The 19,287-nt window shown below is 73.0% G+C and carries 13 protein-coding genes and 1 pseudogene; 9 read left to right on the top strand and 5 right to left on the bottom strand.

All coding sequences use genetic code 11. From position 1 onward, the window contains the following. Positions 1–43: 43 nt before the first annotated feature. Positions 44–838 (bottom strand): IclR family transcriptional regulator, encoded by a 795-nt coding sequence (locus tag AY578_RS04830; protein WP_258902108.1) that lies wholly within the window; start codon positions 836–838, stop codon positions 44–46. Between the two features lie 107 nt (positions 839–945). After that, entirely contained in the window at positions 946–1,491 is a 546-nt protein-coding gene (locus AY578_RS04825) for a hypothetical protein (RefSeq protein ID WP_019526453.1), read from the bottom strand. Positions 1,492–1,910: 419 nt separating this feature from the next. Here AY578_RS04825 and AY578_RS04820 point away from each other — a divergent pair. The 5 genes and pseudogenes from AY578_RS04820 to AY578_RS04800 all read left to right on the top strand — a co-directional run bounded on the left by AY578_RS04820 (position 1,911) and on the right by AY578_RS04800 (position 9,804). Beyond that, positions 1,911–4,716 (top strand): annotated as a pseudogene (locus AY578_RS04820) (nitrate- and nitrite sensing domain-containing protein). Continuing rightward, positions 4,713–5,144: a roadblock/LC7 domain-containing protein gene (locus AY578_RS34005; RefSeq protein ID WP_006136686.1), complete on the top strand. Its 432-nt coding sequence runs from the start codon at positions 4,713–4,715 to the stop codon at positions 5,142–5,144. The pseudogene AY578_RS04820 and the gene AY578_RS34005 overlap by 4 nt, the downstream one beginning before the upstream one ends. A 9-nt stretch (positions 5,145–5,153) precedes the next feature. Further along, entirely contained in the window at positions 5,154–5,549 is a 396-nt protein-coding gene (locus AY578_RS04810) for a DUF742 domain-containing protein (RefSeq protein ID WP_026244065.1), read from the top strand. A gap of 24 nt (positions 5,550–5,573) precedes the next feature. After that, positions 5,574–9,218, top strand: a complete 3,645-nt coding sequence (locus AY578_RS04805) for a hydantoinase B/oxoprolinase family protein (RefSeq protein ID WP_258902107.1) — start codon at positions 5,574–5,576, stop codon at positions 9,216–9,218. Continuing rightward, a complete protein-coding gene (locus AY578_RS04800; RefSeq protein WP_019526449.1) occupies positions 9,199–9,804 on the top strand; it encodes a GTP-binding protein in 606 nt (201 codons plus the stop codon). The genes AY578_RS04805 and AY578_RS04800 overlap by 20 nt, the downstream gene beginning before the upstream one ends. A gap of 72 nt (positions 9,805–9,876) precedes the next feature. Here the strand turns inward: AY578_RS04800 and glpK are convergent, their stop codons facing one another. Both glpK and AY578_RS04790 read right to left on the bottom strand, forming a co-directional pair. Then, positions 9,877–11,388, bottom strand: coding sequence for a glycerol kinase GlpK (glpK, locus tag AY578_RS04795; RefSeq protein WP_019526448.1), 1,512 nt, complete (start codon positions 11,386–11,388; stop codon positions 9,877–9,879). 27 nt (positions 11,389–11,415) lie between these two features. Next, the gene (locus AY578_RS04790) at positions 11,416–12,141 is read right to left on the bottom strand and encodes an MIP/aquaporin family protein (protein WP_019526447.1); all 726 of its coding nucleotides are present in this window, start codon (positions 12,139–12,141) and stop codon (positions 11,416–11,418) included. A gap of 328 nt (positions 12,142–12,469) precedes the next feature. On the opposite strand from AY578_RS04790, the gene AY578_RS04785 reads away from it, so the two are divergent. Both AY578_RS04785 and AY578_RS04780 read left to right on the top strand, forming a co-directional pair. Beyond that, a complete protein-coding gene (locus AY578_RS04785) occupies positions 12,470–13,279 on the top strand; it encodes a M15 family metallopeptidase (RefSeq protein WP_258902106.1) in 810 nt (269 codons plus the stop codon). 133 nt (positions 13,280–13,412) lie between these two features. After that, positions 13,413–13,943 carry an NUDIX domain-containing protein gene (locus AY578_RS04780; RefSeq protein WP_258902105.1) on the top strand — a complete coding sequence of 177 codons (531 nt, stop codon included), beginning with the start codon at positions 13,413–13,415 and terminating at the stop codon, positions 13,941–13,943. Here AY578_RS04780 and AY578_RS04775 read toward each other — a convergent pair. Continuing rightward, a complete protein-coding gene (locus AY578_RS04775; RefSeq protein WP_258902104.1) occupies positions 13,934–16,054 on the bottom strand; it encodes a glycoside hydrolase family 31 protein in 2,121 nt (706 codons plus the stop codon). The two genes, AY578_RS04780 and AY578_RS04775, sit on opposite strands and share 10 nt — an antisense overlap. 213 nt (positions 16,055–16,267) lie before the next feature. Here AY578_RS04775 and AY578_RS04770 point away from each other — a divergent pair, with 213 nt between their 5' ends. Together AY578_RS04770 and AY578_RS04765 are read left to right on the top strand one after the other, a co-directional pair. Next, on the top strand, positions 16,268–18,244 hold the full coding sequence (locus AY578_RS04770; RefSeq protein WP_258902103.1) for an acetoacetate--CoA ligase: 1,977 nt from the start codon (positions 16,268–16,270) through the stop codon (positions 18,242–18,244). 90 nt (positions 18,245–18,334) lie between these two features. After that, positions 18,335–19,225, top strand: coding sequence for a DUF8829 domain-containing protein (locus AY578_RS04765; RefSeq protein ID WP_258902102.1), 891 nt, complete (start codon positions 18,335–18,337; stop codon positions 19,223–19,225). Positions 19,226–19,287 lie beyond the last annotated feature (62 nt).

Genomic DNA, 19,287 nt, shown 5'->3' with positions numbered 1-19,287 from the left:
CTGGCGGCGCCTTGACCGACCGGCGCGCGCCTAGGGCGCGCGCCTAGAACCCGTACCCCATCCGCCGCGACAGCTCCTCCGCCGCCGCGGCCGTCCTGGCGCCCAGCGCCGGAATGCGGTCCGGGGTCATCCGGAACACCGGACCCGAGACGCTGATCGCGGCGATCACCGTGCCGTCGTGCGAACGGACCGGCGCCGCGACGGCGACGAGGCCGAGTTCCAGCTCCTCACGGGTCGCCGCGTATCCCAGCTCCGGCACCCGCTCCAGCTCGGAGCGCAGCACGGACGGGTCCGTGACGGTGTGTTCGGTGAACCGGCGCAGGGGGCGGGCCAGTTGCTCCTCGCGGCGCGCGGGCGTCATATGGGCCAGGAACACCTTGCCGCTGGACGTCGCGTGCAGCGCCGTGCGCCGGCCCAGCCAGTCCTGTGCCGTCACCGCGGCCGTGCCGCGCGCCTGCATGATGTTGACGGCCGCGTCCTCGTCCGGCACGGCGGCGTTGACCGTCTCGCCCAGTTCGTCGGCGAGGTCACGGCAGACGGGAACGGCCTCCTGCGAGACGTCGAGGCGCACGGCCGCCGCGCCCGCGAGGCGCAGCACTCCGGCGCCCAGGTGGTACTTGCCCCGGTCGCCCGCCTGTGCGACCAGGCCGCGGTTCTCCAGGACGCCCAGCAGCCGGAACGCGGTGGAGCGGTGCACGCCCAGCTCGTCGGCGATCTCCGTGACCCCGGCCTCGCCGCGGCGGGCGAGAATCTCCAGCACGCTCACCGCACGGTCCACGGACTGCACGGCGCCGCTCGGGTTGTTCCGCCGCTCTCCGGGCCGCCCCGCACGGGTCATGGCCGGCCCCCCATCTCTCCGTACACCCGGTGCGCACCGCCCGCCGGGCCGTCGCGCACCGCGCTCACCGCGCGTCGTACGGAACGCCACCCTACCGACGGGACGCCCTACGGGTGCGACAGCTGACCGGCGCCGCCGCGCCGGCGTATGCGGGCCCGCCCGCGCTCGGCGGCCCGCTCCGCCCGGCGGGCCTGGCGCCGCTCACGGCGCAGCGCCCGGGCCGTGCTGGCGGGCGTGGACACCACGCCGTGCCGCTGGTTCCACACCTGGCGGGTCACCCACACGTCGAGCACCGCCCAGGTGGCCGCGATCGTGCTGACGACGCTGCTGATGACCATCGGGAAGGCGAGCCAGGACCCGGCCAGCGTGCACAGCACGGCCACCGTGGCCTGGATCAGCGTCACCGCGATGATCAGCACCGCCCGCACCGCGGCCGTCCGCACCGGATCGGGCAGCCTGCGCCGCTGGGCGGGCTCCTCCACCCACAGCGGCCGGTACGCCGCCCTCACCTCGGGCGCCTCCCGGGCGGGTCCGCCGTCCGCCTGCCGTCCGGCCGCGCCCGTCGCACGCGGGGCCTGCGCGGCCTGTCGCCGCGTCACCTCCCGCGCCTCCGTGCCGTCCCCGGACGTCTCACGCCGCTCCGCCGTGCCCATCACCCGTGTCACTCCCCACCGCCGCCAGCCCGCTGCTGCTGTCCGAAGACCCGGCTCCCCATTGGCTGCCCGGGATGCGCTGATTTACGCCGCCCAGGTGCGGGACACGGCTCCTGTGGCCGATTCCGCCCCCATGTCCCGCAGGTAAGGACGTGCGGAGGCTCATGAAGATTCCCGGTCGGGAAAGATTCAGGCCAACCCGTGTGTGAAACCCGGGAGAAAGGGCCGGGGAACTCGTCCCGGATTCCGGGAGGCAATCTCCCGTAATGGCCGGACAACTCCGCCCGAACCGACCGCGTGCCGGAATCGAACCCTCCGGACGGGTCTTCGAGTTGTCCCCGGGGCGGTAGTAGGCTCGCGCCGTTTGTTGACGCACATGTGTGCCCCCGGTCGCCCGGGGGGCCGAGCTGGGGGAGGCCATGCGCTTTCGCGGGAAGTCCATCCGCCGGAAGATCGTGGCGCTGCTCCTCGTGCCGCTGGTGTCCCTGACCACGCTCTGGGCCTTCACCACCGTGATCACGAGCCGTGAGGCGAGCCACCTGTTCGACGTGTCGTCCGTGATGGAGGAGGTCGGCTACCCCGTCGAGGACACCGTCCGCCTCCTCCAGCAGGAGCGGCGGCAGACCCTCGTCCATCTCGCCGACCCCCGCGCCTCCGACGGCCTCACGGCCCTCAAGGCGAGCCGCGCCGCCACGGACAGGGCCGTGGCCGCCGTCCGCAGGAGCGCGACCGCCGCAGACGTACGCGAGGCCATGCACGGCAGCTCCGAGAAACTCGACGCCGCACTCGACTCGTTCGAGGGCATCGAGTCCCTGCGCCGCAGCGTCGACGACGGCACCGTCGACCGCCGTCAGGCGCTCGACCTCTACAACCGCCTCGTCGACCCTTGCTACGTCCTGCTGTCCGACCTGCACGTGGTCGAGGACGTCGGCCTGGACAAGCAGTACCGAGCCCTGGTGAACCTCTCCCGTGCCCGCGAACTGCTCTCCCGCGAGGACGCACTGCTCGGCTCCGCCCTGATCGTCGGCAAGCTGGCCCCCACCGAGGTCCGGGACGTCTCCGACCTGATGGCCCAGCGCACCCTGCTCTACGAGACCGCCCTGCCGCAGCTCCCCGCCGACGAGCGCGACCGCTACGACACCTTCTGGGGCAACGCCACGACCGCCCCGCTGCGGGTCGGCGAGCAGGCCGCCGTCTTCGCCGAGGACGGCGAGCCCCGCGGCGTCACCGCCAAGAGCTGGGACACCGCGGCGGGCAAGGTGCTCGACGAACTCGGCGCCCTCAACGACCGGGCGACCGACCGCTACCAGGAACGCGTCCGGCCCGTCGCCCTGGGCGTCATCGCCAAGGCCGTCGTCGCCGGCGTGCTCGGCCTCGCCGCCCTGCTGTTCTCCCTGTACCTCTCCGTGCGCGTCGGCCGGAAACTCATCCGCGACCTCAGGCAGCTGCGCCTGGAGGCCCACGAGGCGTCCGGCGTGCGGCTGCCCAGCGTGATGCGCCGCCTCTCCGCCGGCGAGCAGGTGGACGTGGAGACCGAGGTCCCGCGCCTGGAGTACGACAAGAACGAGATCGGCGAGGTCGGCCAGGCCCTCAACACCCTCCAGCGCGCCGCCGTCGAGGCCGCCGTCAAGCAGGCCGAACTGCGCGCCGGCGTCTCCGAGGTGTTCGTCAACCTCGCCCGCCGCAGCCAGGTGCTGCTGCACAAGCAGCTCACCCTGCTCGACGCCATGGAACGCCGCACCGACGACACCGAGGAACTCGCCGACCTGTTCCGCCTCGACCACCTGACGACCCGTATGCGCCGGCACGCCGAGGGCCTGGTCATCCTCTCCGGCGCCGCCCCCTCCCGGCAGTGGCGCAAGCCCGTCCAGCTCATGGACGTCGTCCGGGCCTCCGTCGCCGAGGTCGAGGACTACGAGCGCATCGAGGTCCGCCGCCTGCCCCGCGTGGCCGTCACCGGCCCCGCCGTCGCCGACCTCACCCACCTGGTGGCCGAACTGCTGGAGAACGCCACGGTGTTCTCCCCGCCGCACACCGCCGTCCAGGTCGTCGGCGAGCGCGTCGGCAACGGCTTCACCCTGGAGATCCACGACCGGGGCCTCGGCATGGCCGCCGACGCGCTGCTCGACGCCAACCTGCGGCTCGCGGAAACACCGGAGTTCGAGCTGTCCGACACCGACCGGCTCGGCCTGTTCGTGGTCAGCCGGCTCGCCCAGCGGCAGAACGTCCGCGTCTCCCTGCAGCCCTCCCCGTACGGCGGCACCACGGCCGTCGTCTTCATCCCGGACGCGCTGCTCACCGACGACGTGCCCGACACCAACGGCATCGGGTTCCGCCTCGACCGCCCGCGCCGTACGGAGAAGGAACCGGCGGACAGCCGCCGTGCCGCGCTCTCCCAGGTGCCCGTGGCCCTGCCCGGACTGCCCGCCTCCGTGCTGGACGGGCCGGTCGAACTCGAGGGGCCCGTCGACCTGGACGCCCTCGACGGCTTCCCCGCCCTGGACGACGAGGACGGCGAGCACGGCGCCCTGTTCCGGCCCCGCCGCTCCCTCACCGACGACGAGCGGCCCGGCCGCGACGCCCCACGGCACGACAGCGCCGACGACGACCCGGACGAGACCGGCGAGCGGGGGAGCGCACCCGTGCCGCTCACCCGCAGGGCGACCCCCAAGCTGGTCAGCTCCCACGGCCGCCCGGTCCGGGACCAGCGGGCCCGCGGCGCACGGACCGACGACGACGGCGCCCCGCACGCCCGCCCCGACGCGGACGAGCCCCCACCGCTGCCCTCCCGGCGACGCCGAGCAGCCCGGCGCCCTGCCCAGCCGCCGCCGCACCACGGGACCCGAGCGCGCCGACGCGTGGGCGCCCGACGCGCGCACACCCGAAGCGCCCGCGGGTCCCGCCCGCCGCCCCGCGACCACCGGCGGCGGCCCCGACGACTCCTCACCGGTCACCGACGACACGGACACCGGCACACCGCAGCCCGACAGCGCACCACTGCCCCGGCGCGTGCGGCAGGCCAGCCTGGCCCCGCAGCTCAAACGCGAGGCCGCGACCCGGAAGACCGACCGGGCCCGCCCCGCCGAACGGGACGCGGACGAAGTGCGCAGCCGCATGGCCTCGCTCCAGCGCGGCTGGCAGCGCGGCCGGGAGGAGAACGCCGCGGGCGACGACGCCGGCAGCGGCACAGCACCACGACGAAGGACAAAGGGGGACGGTCGATGACCGAACCGAGCGCCACCGGCCACACGAACGACAAGGGCGAGCTGAACTGGCTCCTCGACGACCTGGTGGACCGCGTCGCCAGCATCCGCAAGGCGATCGTGCTCTCCGGCGACGGCCTGCCCACGGGGGCCTCCAAGGACCTCACCCGGGAGGACAGCGAGCACCTGGCCGCCGTCGCCTCCGGCTTCCACAGCCTCGCCAAGGGCGTCGGCCGCCACTTCGAGGCCGGTGAGGTCCGCCAGACCGTCGTCGAGCTCGACGAGGCGTTCCTGTTCGTCACCGCCGCCGGGGACGGCAGCTGCCTCGCGGTCCTCGCGGACGCCGACTCCGACGTCGGCCAGGTGGCCTACGAGATGACCCTCCTGGTGAAGCGCGTCGGCGTGCACCTGGGCGCCGCGCCGCGCACCGATCTGCCCTCGGGTGGGTAGTGGACCGACATGAGCGATCACGGTCAGGGTAGTAGCCACTGGTTCGACGACGAGGCCGGACCGGTCGTCCGTCCGTACGCCATGACGCGGGGCCGCACCACCAGTGCGGCCCAGCACCGCCTCGACCTGATCGCCGTGGTCGTCGCGGAGCCGCACGCGGACGACGCGGAGGAGGACCCCTCCCTGTCCCCGGAGCACGTCGACATCGTCGGGCTGTGCCGCGACACCCCCCAGACGGTCGCCGAACTCGCCGCCGGGCTGGATCTGCCGGTGGGCGTGGTCCGGGTCCTCGTGGGCGATCTCGTGGACGCGGAATTCGTCCATGTGAACCGGCCGGTACCCCCGGCGGAGCTGCCGGACGAGAGTATTCTGCGCGACGTGATCAACGGCCTCCGGGCGCTGTGACCGGCGCGGAAGCGGGGTAGTGACGTGACAGGCTGGCAGTTCTGGGTCGACCGAGGCGGCACCTTCACCGACATCGTCGCGCGCCGCCCCGACGGCAGGCTGCTCACCCGCAAGGTGCTCTCCGACAACCCCGACCCGGACCGCTCGGGTCCGCCCGGCGCCGACGCGGCCGTGATCGCCGTCCGCGCGCTGCTGGGCGGGTCCGGCGACCCCGTCGACGCGGTCCGCATGGGGACCACCGTCGCCACCAACGCCCTCCTCGAACGCACCGGGGAGCGCACGCTGCTGGTCGTCACCCGGGGCTTCCGCGACGCCCTGCGGATCGCCTACCAGAACCGCCCGCACATCTTCGCGCGCCGCATCGACCTGCCCTTACCGCTCCACGAGCGGGTGATCGAGGTGGACGAACGCGTCGCCGCCGACGGCACCGTGCTGCGCGCCCCCGACCTCGACGCCCTCGAAGGCCCGCTGCGGCAGGCGTACGACGACGGGATCCGGGCCGTCGCCGTGGTCTGCCTGCACAGCGACCGCCACCCCGGCCACGAACAGGCCGTCGGGGAACTCGCCGCCCGCGTCGGCTTCCCGCAGATCTCCCTGTCCAGCGAGGTCAGCCCGCTGATGAAGCTGGTGCCGCGCGGGGACACCGCTGTCGTCGACGCCTACCTCTCACCCGTGCTGCGCCGCTACGTGCGCCAGGTCGCCGACGCCCTCGAAGGCGTACGGCTGATGTTCATGCAGTCCAACGGCGGGCTCACCGAGGCCAGTCAGTTCCGCGGCAAGGACGCCATCCTGTCCGGGCCGGCCGGCGGGATCGTCGGCATGGCCCGCATGTCGCAGCTCGCCGGGTTCGACCGGGTCATCGGCTTCGACATGGGCGGCACCTCCACCGACGTCTCCCACTTCGCCGGCGAGTACGAGCGGGTGTTCACCACGCAGATCGCCGGGGTGCGGCTGCGTGCGCCGATGCTCGACATCCACACCGTCGCCGCCGGCGGGGGCTCGGTCCTGCACTTCGACGGCTCCCGCTACCGCGTGGGACCCGACTCCGCGGGCGCCGACCCCGGCCCCGCCTGCTACCGGCGCGGCGGCCCGCTCGCCGTCACCGACGCCAACGTCATGCTGGGCCGCATCCAGCCCGCCCACTTCCCGGCCATGTTCGGCCCCCGCGGCGACCAGCCGCTCGACGCAGACGCGGTCCGGGCGCGCTTCACCGCCCTCGCCCGCGAGATCCACGAGAGCACCGGTGACGACCGCACCCCCGAACAGGTCGCCGAGGGCTATCTGCAGATCGCCGTCGCCAACATCGCGGCCGCGGTCAAGCGGATCTCCGTGCAGAAGGGCCACGACATCACGCGGTACGCCCTGACCACCTTCGGCGGGGCGGGCGGCCAGCACGCCTGCATGGTCGCCGACTCCCTCGGCATCCGCACCGTCCTGGTGCCGCCCATGGCGGGCGTGCTGTCCGCCCTCGGCATCGGCCTCGCCGACACCACCGCCATGCGCGAACGCTCCGTCGAGGCGCCGCTGGAGCCCGTCGCCATGCCCCGCGTCCACGCGACCGCCGACGAACTGGAGGAGGCGGCCCGCGCCGAACTCCTCGCCGAGGACGTCCCCGAGGAGCGCGTCCAGGTCACCCGCCGCGCCCAGCTCCGCTACGACGGCACCGACACCACCCTCACGGTCGAGCTCACCGACCCGGACACCATGCGGCGCGCCTTCGAGCACCGGCACCGCGCCACCTACTCCTTCACCCTCGACCGCCCGGTCGTCGTCGAGGCCCTCTCCGTCGAGGCCACCGGCACCACCGAACCCCCCGACCTCTCGGCCCTCGCCACCTGGTCGGGCCGGCCCGCCGCACCCGTCACCGTCCGCCTCCACACCGGCGGCGCCTGGCGCGACGTCCCCCTCCACCGCCGCGAGGACCTCCCTCCCGGCGAGACCGTCACCGGCCCCGTGATCATCGCCGAGGACGGCTCCACGACCGTCGTCGACGACGGCTGGCAGGCCGCGACCACCGATGACGGACACCTCGTCATGGAACGCGTGGCCGTCCCGCAAGGGTCCGAGGCGGACACGGAGGTCGACCCGGTCCTGCTGGAGATCTTCAACAACCTCTTCATGTCCATCGCCGAACAGATGGGCGCCCGCCTGGAGTCCACCGCCCAGTCCGTCAACATCAAGGAACGGCTGGACTTCTCCTGCGCCCTCTTCGACCCGGACGGGAACCTGGTGGCCAACGCCCCGCACATCCCCGTCCACCTCGGCTCGATGGGCACCAGCGTCAAGGAGGTCATCCGGCGGCGCGGCGCCTCCATGCGCCCCGGCGACACCTACGCCGTCAACGACCCGTACCACGGCGGCACCCACCTGCCCGACGTCACCGTCATCACCCCCGTCTTCGGCCCCCCTCAGGACGGCACGGACCCCGAGGTCCTCTTCTACGTCGCCTCCCGCGGCCACCACGCCGAGATCGGCGGCATCGCCCCCGGCTCCATGCCCGCGAACAGCCGCACCATCGACGAGGAGGGCGTCCTCTTCGACAACTGGCTGCTCACCGAGAACGGCCGGTTCCGCGAGGAGGAGACCCACCGCCTCCTCACCGAGGCCCGCCACCCCTCCCGCAACCCGGCCACCAACCTCGCCGACCTGCGCGCCCAGATCGCCGCCAACCACAAGGGCGTCGAAGAGGTCGGCCGCATGATCGACACCTACGGGCTCGACGTCGTCCAGGCCTACATGCGGCACGTCCAGGACAACGCCGAGGAAGCGGTGCGCCGCGTCATCGACGCCCTGGACGACGGCGAGTACGCCTACGAGACCGACGCGGGCGCCGTCATCCGCGTCAGGGTGAGCGTGGACCGCGCCGGACGCTCCGCGACCATCGACTTCACCGGCACCTCACCGCAGCTCGCCACCAACTTCAACGCGCCCTTCTCCGTCGTCAACGCGGCCGTCCTGTACGTCTTCCGCACCCTCGTCGCCGACGACATCCCGCTCAACGACGGCTGTCTGCGGCCGCTGCGCATCGTCGTCCCGCCCGGCTCCCTGCTGGCGCCCGCACCCCCGGCCGCCGTCGTCGCGGGCAACGTGGAGACCTCACAGGCCGTCACCGGCGCCCTCTACGCGGCGCTCGGCGTCCAGGCCGAGGGGTCCGGCACCATGAACAACGTGACCTTCGGCAACGCCCGTCACCAGTACTACGAGACCGTGGCGTCCGGCTCCGGCGCCGGGGACGGCTACGACGGCGCACCCGTCGTCCAGACCCACATGACCAACTCCCGGCTCACCGACCCGGAGATCCTTGAGTGGCGACTGCCCGTCCAGCTCGACGAGTTCGCCGTGCGCCGGGGCAGCGGCGGCGCCGGACGGTGGCGCGGCGGCGACGGAGCCGTACGCCGCATCCGCTTCCTGGAGCCCATGACCGTCTCCACGCTGTCCCAGCACCGCAGGGTCCCGCCCTACGGCATGGCGGGCGGGCTCCCCGGAGCGACGGGGGCCAACCGGATCGAGCGCGCCGACGGCACCGTCAGCCGGCTCGCCGGCAGCGACTCGGCGGACGTCGGCCCCGGCGACGTCCTCGTCATCGAAACCCCCGGCGGCGGGGGATACGGCCCGCCGCCCGACCACCATCGAGCAGGAGAAGAGACCGATGATCTTCGGGCGTTCTGAGCGCGGCAAGCCCCCGGTCGAGCCCGTCACGCTCAAGATCCTGGTGGCGGGCGGCTTCGGCGTGGGCAAGACCACGCTCGTCGGCGCGGTCAGCGAGATCAGGCCGCTGCGCACCGAGGAACTCCTCACGGAGGCCGGGCGGCCCGTCGACGACACCAGCGGCGTCGAGGCGAAGAGCACCACCACCGTCGCCATGGACTTCGGGCGCATCACCCTGCGCGAGGACCTGGTGCTGTACCTGTTCGGCACGCCCGGCCAGGAGCGGTTCTGGTTCATGTGGGACGAGTTGTCCGAGGGCGCGCTGGGCGCGGTGGTCCTCGCCGACACCCGGCGCCTGGAGGACTGCTTCGCCGCCGTCGACTACTTCGAGCGGCGCGCCATACCCTTCGTGGTCGGCGTCAACTGCTTCGAGGGCTCGGCCCGTTACCCGGAGGACGCGGTACGGCGGGCCCTCGACCTCGACGAGGACGTACCGCTGGTGCTGTGCGACGCGCGCGACCGCGAGTCGGTCAAGGAGGTCCTGGTCGGCGTCGTCCAGCACGCCATGACCCAGGCCGCGCGGCGGCGCGGCGCGGTCACCACCTGACCCGGCCGCGAGGACGCGGCCCGTGCTCCCGCCGACAGGAGCGCGAGCCGCCGCACCACGGAGGAGCGTGGCTCAGTCCTCGCCCTCCTCGACCCAGCCGAGGCTCTTCTCCACCGCCTTGCGCCAGTTGCGGTACTCACGGTCCCGTACGGACGTCTCCATGGCGGGCGTCCACTCGGCGTCCCTCTGCCAGTGCGACTTCAGCTCGTCCAGGCCGTTCCACACACCCGTGGCGAGCCCGGCCGCGTAGGCGGCGCCCAGACAGGTCGTCTCCGACACCCGGGGCCTGATCACCGGCACCCCGAGCACGTCCGCCTGGTGCTGCATCAGCAGGCCGTTCCTGGTCATGCCGCCGTCCACCTTCAGGGTGGTGATGCGCACCCCGGAGTCCTGGTACATGGCGTCGACGACCTCACGCGTCTGCCAGCTCGTCGCCTCCAGCACCGCCCGCGCCAGGTGCGCCTTGGTGACGTAACGCGTCAGGCCCGTGACCACTCCGCGCGCGTCGGAGCGCCAGTACGGGGCGAAGAGGCCGGAGAACGCGGGCACGATGTAGGCGCCGCCGTTGTCCTCCACGCTCGCCGCGAGCGGCTCGATCTCGTCCGCGGTGCGGATGATGCCGAGCTGGTCGCGGAACCACTGCACCAGGGCGCCCGTGAGGGCGATCGACCCCTCCAGGCAGTACACGGGCGCCTCGTCGCCGATCTTGTAGCCCATGGTGGTGAGCAGCCCGTGCTTCGACGGCACCGGCCGGTCACCGGTGTTGAGCAGCAGGAAACTCCCGGTGCCGTAGGTGTTCTTGGCGGTGCCGACGTCGTAGCAGGCCTGTCCGAAGACCGCGGCCTGCTGGTCGCCCAGCGCGGAGGCGACGGGCACCCCGGCGAGTTGGCCCACGGCGGTGCCGTAGACCTCGGCGGAGGACCTGATCTCCGGGAGAATCGCCTCCGGGACGTTCATCGCCTCCAGGATGGACGGATCCCACTGGAGGGTCTCCAGGTTCATCAGCATCGTGCGCCCGGCGTTGGTCACGTCGGTGACGTGCCGTCCGCCGTCGGTGCCGCCGGTGAGGTTCCAGATCAGCCAGGAGTCGATGGTGCCGAAGGCGATCTCGCCGTTCTCCGCGCGGGCGCGCAGCCCGGGCACGTTGTCCAGCAGCCAGGCCGCCTTGGGCCCGGAGAAGTAGCTGGCCAGCGGCAGCCCCGTGCGGTCGCGGAACCGGTCCTGCCCGTCGGAGCCGCCGAGCTGCGCGCACAGCCCGGCGGTCCTGGTGTCCTGCCACACGATGGCGTTGTGCACGGGCTTGCCCGTGGAGCGGTCCCACAGGACCGTCGTCTCCCGCTGGTTGGTGATGCCCAGCGCGCTGAGCCGGCCGGCGCGCAGGCCCGCCTTGGCGAGCGCGCCGGCCACCACGGCCTGCACCTTGGACCAGATCTCCGTGGCGTCGTGCTCCACCCAGCCCGGCTTCGGGAAGATCTGGCGGTGCTCGCGCTGGTCGACGGCGACGATCGCGCCGTGCTGGTCGAAGACGATGCAACGGCTGGAGGTGGTGCCCTGGTCGATCGCGGCGACGAACTTGTCCGTCATGACGTCCCCTTCGTCGGTGCTGCGGGATCAGAACGCTGCGTTGAACACGAGCCCGGACAGCGCCCCGCCGATGAGCGGCCCCACGACCGGCACCCACGCGTACCCCCAGTCGGAGGTGCCCTTGCGGGGGATCGGGAGCAGCGCGTGCACGATGCGCGGGCCCAGGTCACGGGCCGGGTTGATGGCGTATCCGGTGGGGCCGCCGAGCGACAGGCCGATGCCGACGACCAGGAACGACACGATGAGGATCGCGGTGCCCGACTCGCCGAGCCCCTTGGTGAGCCCGAACGCGAGGATCGGCAGCACCAGGCCCATGGTGGCGATGATCTCGGTGACGAGGTTGGCGACCGGTCGGCGGATCGCCGGGGTGGTGGAGAAGACGCCGAGCGTCGGCTGGGAGATGTCCTCCTCGGCGTTGGCCTCGAACTGCGCGTAGTAGACCAGCCAGCACAGCAGGGCGCCCAGCATCGCGCCGACCATCTGCCCGGCCACGTAGACCGGGACCTTGTCCCACTCGCCCGTGTCGATGGCGATCCCGAGGGTGACCGCCGGGTTGAGGTGGCCCCCGGACAGCGGGGCCGCGGTGTACGCCCCGGCCATCACGCCGAAGCCCCATCCGAACGCGATGACCACCCAGCCGGCGTCCTTCGCCTTCGAGTAGTTGAGGACGACGGCGGCGACCACGCCGGCGCCGAAGAGTATGAGGATGGCGGTGCCGATGACCTCGCCGACGAATATGTCTCCGTTGCTCATGGCGGCTCCTGGGCCGGGGCCCAGGACGGTCGGCCCCGGACCTCACGTGCAGGGTGCGTTTCCCGTGGCGACTTCAGCCGAAGGCAGGGAGGATCCGCGCCCCGCCCGGCGTCCGTGACGAGCGTGCCGTCGCGGCCGCATCGCCCGTGGGGGAGTCCTGGCGTCGGTGAACGCCCTGCCGTGGCGCGCCAAATGCGCCGAGATGTACGGCGATGTCGACTGACACCGGAAGTGTTCACCGGCGGTCAGGAAGCGTCAAGGTCGGTGACAGAACGGGTCGGGGCGCCTGCTTCCGCGCGACCGCCTCCGTCTGGTAGATGCAGGGGACATGACACGTTCTCCCCGCGCGGTACGCGCCCTGGTCACCACCCTCGCCGCCCTGCTCACCGCGACCGCCGCGGCCGCACCCGCCCGGGCCACCCCCGAACCCAGGGCGCCCCGCGACTTCGTGGCCCTCCACAGCGTCGACCCGACGATCCTGCACGAGATCCGCTACGTCACCCCGCACAACTTCACCGGCGAGCGCATCGACGGCTACCGCCAGCCCCTGTGCATCCTCACCCGCCCCGCCGCCGAGGCCCTCCGCACCGCCCAGCGCAGGCTGCTGCCGCAGGGCTACTCCCTCAAGGTGTACGACTGCTACCGCCCGCAGCGCGCCGTGGACCACTTCGTCCGCTGGGCCGAGGACCTCGACGACCAGACCATGAAGGCCGAGTTCTACCCGAACGTCGACAAGACCCGCCTGTTCGCCGACGGGTACATCGCCGAGAAGTCCGGCCACAGCCGCGGCTCCACCGTCGACCTCACCCTGGTGAAACTCCCCGCCCACCCCACCCGCCCCTACCGCCCGGGCGAATCCCTCGCCCCCTGCTTCGCACCCCAGGACGAGCGGTTCCCCGACAACTCCGTGGACATGGGCACCGGTTACGACTGCTTCGACACCCTCAGCCACACCCTCGACCCGCGCATCACGGGCGAACAGCGCGCCAACCGGATGCTGCTGAAGAACACCCTGGAGGATCTCGGCTTCGTGAACCTCGCCGAGGAGTGGTGGCACTACACCTTCAAGCCCGAGGCCTACCCGGACACCTACTTCGACTTCCCCGTGTCCCGCCGGTCCGTCGCCGGCCACCGCTAGGGCCTGTCCGGCGGATCAAGTCGGGGGAAGGGCGCAGCGTCTTGCAACCCCGCGTCCTCGGCGTGATCCGCCGGACAGGCCGTAGACCGCCCTACCGGAGACGCCCCTTCCGTCATCGGATACAGTCCCGCGCGTGTCCGATAATCACGTTCCCAACTCCGCGGCGGGCAGCCACTGTTCGACCTGCGGCGCGCCCTACGGAGAGGGCGTCTCCGGCTGGCCGCGCACCTGCCCCGCCTGCGGCGCCGTCGCCTACCGCAACCCGCTCCCCGTCGCCGTGGCCCTCCAGCCCGTGTACGACACCCAGGGCACCGCCCTGGTCGTCGTCACCCGGGCGATCCCGCCCGCCAAGGGCGGCACCGCCCTGCCCGGCGGCTACATCGACCACGGCGAGGACTGGCGCCAGGCCGTCGTCCGCGAACTCAAGGAGGAGACCGGCCTCGACGCCGAGAGCCGCGACGTCCGCCTCGTCGACGCCATGAGCGCCCCCGACGGCCACCTGCTGCTGTTCGGCCTGCTCCCCGAACGCCCGGCGGCCGACCTGCCCCCCTCCGCTCCCACCGACGAGACCGAGGGCACGCGCCTGCTGCGCCGCCCCGAGGAACTCGCCTTCCCCCTGCACACCGTGGCGGTGCGCGCCTTCTTCGAGGGCCGCTACATCTGACCGCCCGTCCCGTCGAGCCCGCGGACCCGTACCGGCCGGGACGGCTCCTGAGCGCCGTCCTCCGTCTCCCGCCGTACGACGACCCGCGGGCCCGAGCGGGCCACCGAGTACCGCTCGACCTCCGGCCCCTCCCCGCCGCCCCCGTCGTCCGGCACCACCAGCCCGCCCCCGCTCCGGCCCGGGGCGGGCGCCCACACCTCCAGCTCGGTCCCGCCGTCCTCCCCGCGCACCGGCACCACCGCACCCGCCCGCGCGAACACGGGTATGCGCTCGAGCGGCGCCTCCACCAGCACCTTCGCCGGCCCCTCGTACGCCCGCCCCGTCGCCGTGTCGTACCACCGCCCGCGCGGCAGCCGCACCTCCCGCCGTACCGCGCCCCGCTCCAGAACCGGCGCCACCAGCAAGGCGTCCCCCAGCAGGAACGCGTCCTCGCAGTCCCGCACCTCACGCTCCTCCGGCGCCGGCCACCACAACGGCCGCACCATCGGCGCCCCGGTCCGCCGCGCGAGATACGCCAGCGTCACGAAGTACGGCAGCAGCCGCCGCCGTTCACACAGCGCCACGCGCGCGTGCCCCAGCACCACCGCGCCGTACTCCCACGGCCCGCCGCCCGTGCGCAGCAAGGGCAAGTACGCGGCCATCTGGAGCCCACGTACGTACAGTTCGGACGACGCATCCCTGGTATCGCCCACGACGTCCGGTCCGGAGAAGGGCACACCGCACAGCCCGAGCCCCGTTACCCGCGCCAGTGACGCCCGCAGCCCCGGCCACCCTTCGACGCCGTCACCCAGCGACACCCCGCCGTACCGCTGCAGCCCCGCCCACCCGGACGGCGACAGCACCAACGGCCGCCCGTCCGCGGGTACCTCGTCCCGCAACCCTTCGTAGGCGGCCTGGGCCAGGCACAGAGCGTCCACGCGCTCGCCGGGGACGGAGGCGTCGCCCCTGTGCCACACCCCCGCGAAGCCCTTCGCCGCCTGCCCCGCGTACCGCACGCGCGCGTCGGTGAGATCCGGGCGGGTCGCCTCGCCGGGCCGCCCGTCCGTACGCACGGCCGACACCAGCCGGACCCCCTCCCGCCGCAGCTCGTCCGCCAGCACCGGCAGCTTCGGGAAACGGTCCTCGTCGACCGTGAACGCCCGGCCGCCGTCCAGGTGACCGTCCCCCAGATGCACCGCGTCCAGCGGCAGCCACCGCTCCCGGTGACCGGCGACCACCCGCCGCACCTCGTCCTCGCCTCCGGCGCCGTCGCGCACATGGTGGTGGCCGAACGCCCACGCGGGCGGCTGCGCCGGAGCGCCGGTCAGCGACGCCCACGTCAGCAGGACCCGTGCCGGCGTGCCCACCATCACCCAGCCGCGCACCGGACCGCCCTCCATGCGCAGCTCGCTCGTGCCCACCCGGTCGTGTCCGGAACCGGCGCCCTCCACGCCCTCCCGCACGGTCACCGTGCCGTCCCACGAGTTGTCGACGAACAGCAGATGCGTGGCCGCGTCGGCCACCACCAGCTGCACGGGCACGGTCACCGGCGCCGCGCTCACGCCCTTGCCCTGCCGCGGCCGGGGCGCAGCCGTCCCGCCGTCCGGACCGAAGAAGCGGGCGTCCGCCGGAACCTCCGACCGCAGCATCCACCGCGCCGGACCCCCGTCCGCCGCCTCCCACCACCGCGGCGGCAGATCCCGCCGCAGCATCACACCCCCGGGCGTCAGCACCTCCAGCGCGCCGTGCCGCGACACCGCGACCGTCACCCGCTCGGCCACCACACGCCAGCCGCCGTCCGTGTCCGGCTCCAGCCCGGCCCGCGGATCCGGCTCGGGACACGCCCCGGCCAGCGCGTACGACGGCTCAGGGCCGGCCCCGTCCCACCCCCAGAACACCGCGCCGTTCACCGCGACGAGGATCCGCAGCTCCGAGCGGGCGAACCTGATCACACCGCCGCCGGGCCCGGGCTCCACCTCCCGCACGGTCCCCGGCACCCTCGCCCGCACGGGCCCCGGCCCGGTGGCGTCCGCACCCCGCCTGCGCCACGCTGCTCGTACGGTACGCAACCCCCGTGCCGCTCCCGCCCCACCGACCGGCCACCACGAACGCACCAGGTCACGACCGTTCATGTTGCTCACCCTGCCATCGACCGCGCCCCGCAAGCGTGGCGTTCAACTCCTGTTCACCCGTGATCGGACCACATCCTCACGGCGGGGACTATGTGGGGGGCACCCTGGTGCGGAAGTCGATCACGTGGCATCGTCCCTGTCAGCCGCGTCACGCGCACACCCCAGCCCGTGCGCGGAGGACGCACACGACGCGCACAGTCCGGGAGCCGCCCCATGTCGACCGTGAACCCCCAGCCGCTCTGGCAGCCCGATCCGGAACGCATCGCTCAGGCACAGGTGACCACATTCCAGGCCTGGGCGGCGGAGCACCACGGAGCCCCCGCCGACGGCGGATACCCGGCACTGCACTGCTGGTCCGTCGAGGAGCTGGAGGCCTTCTGGAAAGCGGTCACCGAGTGGTTCGACGTCCGCTTCACCACGCCGTACGAGCGCGTCCTCGGCGACCGCTCCATGCCCGGCGCCCGGTGGTTCCCAGGGGCGACCCTCAACTACGCCGAGCACGCCCTGCGCGCCGCCGCCTCCCGCGCGGACGAGCCGGCCCTGCTCCACGTCGACGAGACCCACGACCCCCGGCCCGTCACCTGGGCCGACCTGCGCCGCCAGGTCGGCTCCCTCGCCGCCGAACTGCGCGCCCTCGGCGTACGCCCCGGCGACCGGGTCAGCGGCTACCTGCCGAACATCCCCGAGGCCGTCGTCGCCCTCCTCGCCACCGCCGCCGTCGGCGGCGTCTGGACCTCCTGCGCCCCCGACTTCGGCGCCCGCAGCGTCCTCGACCGCTTCCAGCAGGTCGAACCCGTCGTCCTGTTCACCGTCGACGGCTACCGCTACGGCGGCAAGGAACACGACCGCCGCGAGATCGTCGCCGAACTCCGCCGCGAACTGCCCACCCTGCGCGCCGTCGTGCACATCCCGCTGCTCGGCACCGACGCCCCCGACGGCGCCCTGGAGTGGTCCGCCCTCACCACCGCCGACACCGAACCGGTCTTCGAGCAGGTGCCCTTCGACCACCCCCTGTGGGTGCTCTACTCCTCCGGCACCACCGGACTGCCCAAGGCCATCGTCCAGTCCCAGGGCGGCATCCTCGTCGAGCACCTCAAGCAGCTCGGCCTGCACTGCGACCTGGGCCCCGAGGACCGCTTCTTCTGGTACACCTCCACCGGCTGGATGATGTGGAACTTCCTCGTCTCCGGCCTCCTCACGGGCACCACCGTCGTCCTCTACGACGGCAGCCCCGGCTACCCCGACACCGGCGCCCAGTGGCGCATCGCCGAACGCACCGGCGCCACCCTCTACGGCACCTCCGCCGCGTACGTCATGGCCTGCCGCAAGGCAGACGTCCACCCCTCGCGCGACTTCGACCTGTCCGCCGTGAAGTGCGTGGCCACCACCGGCTCCCCGCTGCCGCCCGACGGCTTCCGCTGGCTGCACGACGAGTTCGCCGAGAGCGGGGCCGACCTGTGGATCGCCTCCGTCAGCGGCGGCACCGACGTCTGTTCCTGCTTCGCCGGAGCCGTCCCCACCCTCCCCGTCCACGTCGGCGAACTCCAGGCCCCCTGCCTCGGCACCGATCTGCAGTCCTGGGACCCCAGCGGCAAGCCCCTCACCGACGAGGTCGGCGAACTCGTCGTCACCAACCCCATGCCGTCCATGCCGATCCGCTTCTGGAACGACCCCGACGGCAGCCGCTACCACGACAGCTACTTCGACACCTACCCCGGCGTCTGGCGCCACGGCGACTGGATCACCCTCACCTCGCGCGGCTCCGTCGTCATCCACGGCCGCTCGGACTCCACCCTGAACCGCCAGGGCGTCCGCATGGGCTCCGCCGACATCTACGAGGCCGTCGAACGCCTCCCCGAGATCAAGGAGTCCCTGGTCGTTGGCATCGAACAGCCCGACGGCGGCTACTGGATGCCGCTCTTCGTCCACCTGGCGCCCGGCGCCACCCTCGACGACGACCTGACCGACCGCATCAGGAAGACCATCCGCACCCAGCTCTCGCCCCGGCACGTCCCCGACGAGATCATCGAGGTGCCCGGCATCCCGCACACCCTCACCGGCAAGCGCATCGAGGTCCCCGTCAAGCGGCTCCTCCAGGGCACGCCCCTGGAGAAGGCCGTCAACCCCGGCTCCATCGACGACCTCGACCTGCTCGCCCACTACCAGGAGCTGGCCCGCACCCGCCCCTGACCTGTCGCGCCCCGTCTCCTCCTCCGCACCCGTTGTCAGTGCCGCCGATTACGGTGAGTGAGCATTGATCGACCGTGCAGAGGGGGAGACATGGCGTACACCGACCACCGGACCCTGCGACGCGTCCTGCGCCGCGAGATCGTGGGCACCATCGGCGTGCTCACCGACGAACACGACTTCCGTGCCATGCGGCGCTACGACAGCTTCGTCTTCGACGACCACGCCACCTACCTGAAACACGTCGAAGCCGTGCTGCGCACCCGCGCCCTCCAGGGCAGCCACACCACGGTGGCCCTCTTCGACCCCGAGGAGTACGCCGACTGGTGCGCACAGCACGGCCTCGACCCCGACAGCCACCTCAGCCGCACCCGCTTCACCGCCGAGCGCGCCGCCACCGGACCCGCCGTCCCCTACGACGGCCGACCCCTGTCCGACCTCATGACCACCCTCGTCGACGAGGCCGTCCGCCGCGCCACCTGGGAGTACGCCACGATGCTCCTCGCCCGCCTCGGCCCCTGCGCCTCCTGCGGCGAGGACCTCGGGCACGCGGCCTTCGCCCGCGCCTCCCGCCTCGTCTCCCGCATCCTCGACAGCGCGCCACCGGGCGACCGCCATCTCGTCTGCAGCGTCTCCGGACCACCCGAATCCCTGGTCGCCGTGCTGCACGCCGACGACACCGACGACGGCGTCCGCATCGACGAGACCGAGGCCCTGGAGTTCACCACCGTCCTGGCCGTCGGCCTCGCCACCGCGGGCCCCGGCGGCCTGGTGATGCGCACCAGCACCCCCGGCGAACCCGACCGTATCCACGGCTGGCGCATCCGCAGCCACGGACTGATCCCCCTCACCGCAGGAGAGGTCTTCGACGCCTACTGCACCGACACCGAGACCGGCGAGATCATCCCGCCCGAGTCCAACGTCGACTACTGCGCGTCACCCGACCTCACGGACGCCGACCCCGGCCCGGACCACAACCACTGACCCGGGCAGCAGGCTGGGACAGCACGAGGGGCGCCCCACCGAAGTGGAGCGCCCCTCGGGAC

The organism is Streptomyces thermocarboxydus, assembly GCF_024760485.1.
In the GTDB taxonomy this organism is placed as follows: domain Bacteria; phylum Actinomycetota; class Actinomycetes; order Streptomycetales; family Streptomycetaceae; genus Streptomyces; species Streptomyces cellulosae.
This window is presented reverse-complemented; position numbering and strand designations above follow the sequence as displayed.

Coding starts and splice junctions, on each gene's coding strand:
- AY578_RS04770 (WP_258902103.1), top strand. CDS start 16,268: ATGTCGACCGTGAACCCCCAGCCGCTCTGGCAGCCCGATCCGGAACGC.
- AY578_RS34005 (WP_006136686.1), top strand. CDS start 4,713: ATGACCGAACCGAGCGCCACCGGCCACACGAACGACAAGGGCGAGCTG.
- AY578_RS04775 (WP_258902104.1), bottom strand. CDS start 16,054: ATGAACGGTCGTGACCTGGTGCGTTCGTGGTGGCCGGTCGGTGGGGCG.
- AY578_RS04785 (WP_258902106.1), top strand. CDS start 12,470: ATGACACGTTCTCCCCGCGCGGTACGCGCCCTGGTCACCACCCTCGCC.
- glpK (WP_019526448.1), bottom strand. CDS start 11,388: ATGACGGACAAGTTCGTCGCCGCGATCGACCAGGGCACCACCTCCAGC.
- AY578_RS04810 (WP_026244065.1), top strand. CDS start 5,154: ATGAGCGATCACGGTCAGGGTAGTAGCCACTGGTTCGACGACGAGGCC.
- AY578_RS04830 (WP_258902108.1), bottom strand. CDS start 838: ATGACCCGTGCGGGGCGGCCCGGAGAGCGGCGGAACAACCCGAGCGGC.
- AY578_RS04790 (WP_019526447.1), bottom strand. CDS start 12,141: ATGAGCAACGGAGACATATTCGTCGGCGAGGTCATCGGCACCGCCATC.
- AY578_RS04765 (WP_258902102.1), top strand. CDS start 18,335: ATGGCGTACACCGACCACCGGACCCTGCGACGCGTCCTGCGCCGCGAG.
- AY578_RS04800 (WP_019526449.1), top strand. CDS start 9,199: ATGATCTTCGGGCGTTCTGAGCGCGGCAAGCCCCCGGTCGAGCCCGTC.
- AY578_RS04825 (WP_019526453.1), bottom strand. CDS start 1,491: ATGGGCACGGCGGAGCGGCGTGAGACGTCCGGGGACGGCACGGAGGCG.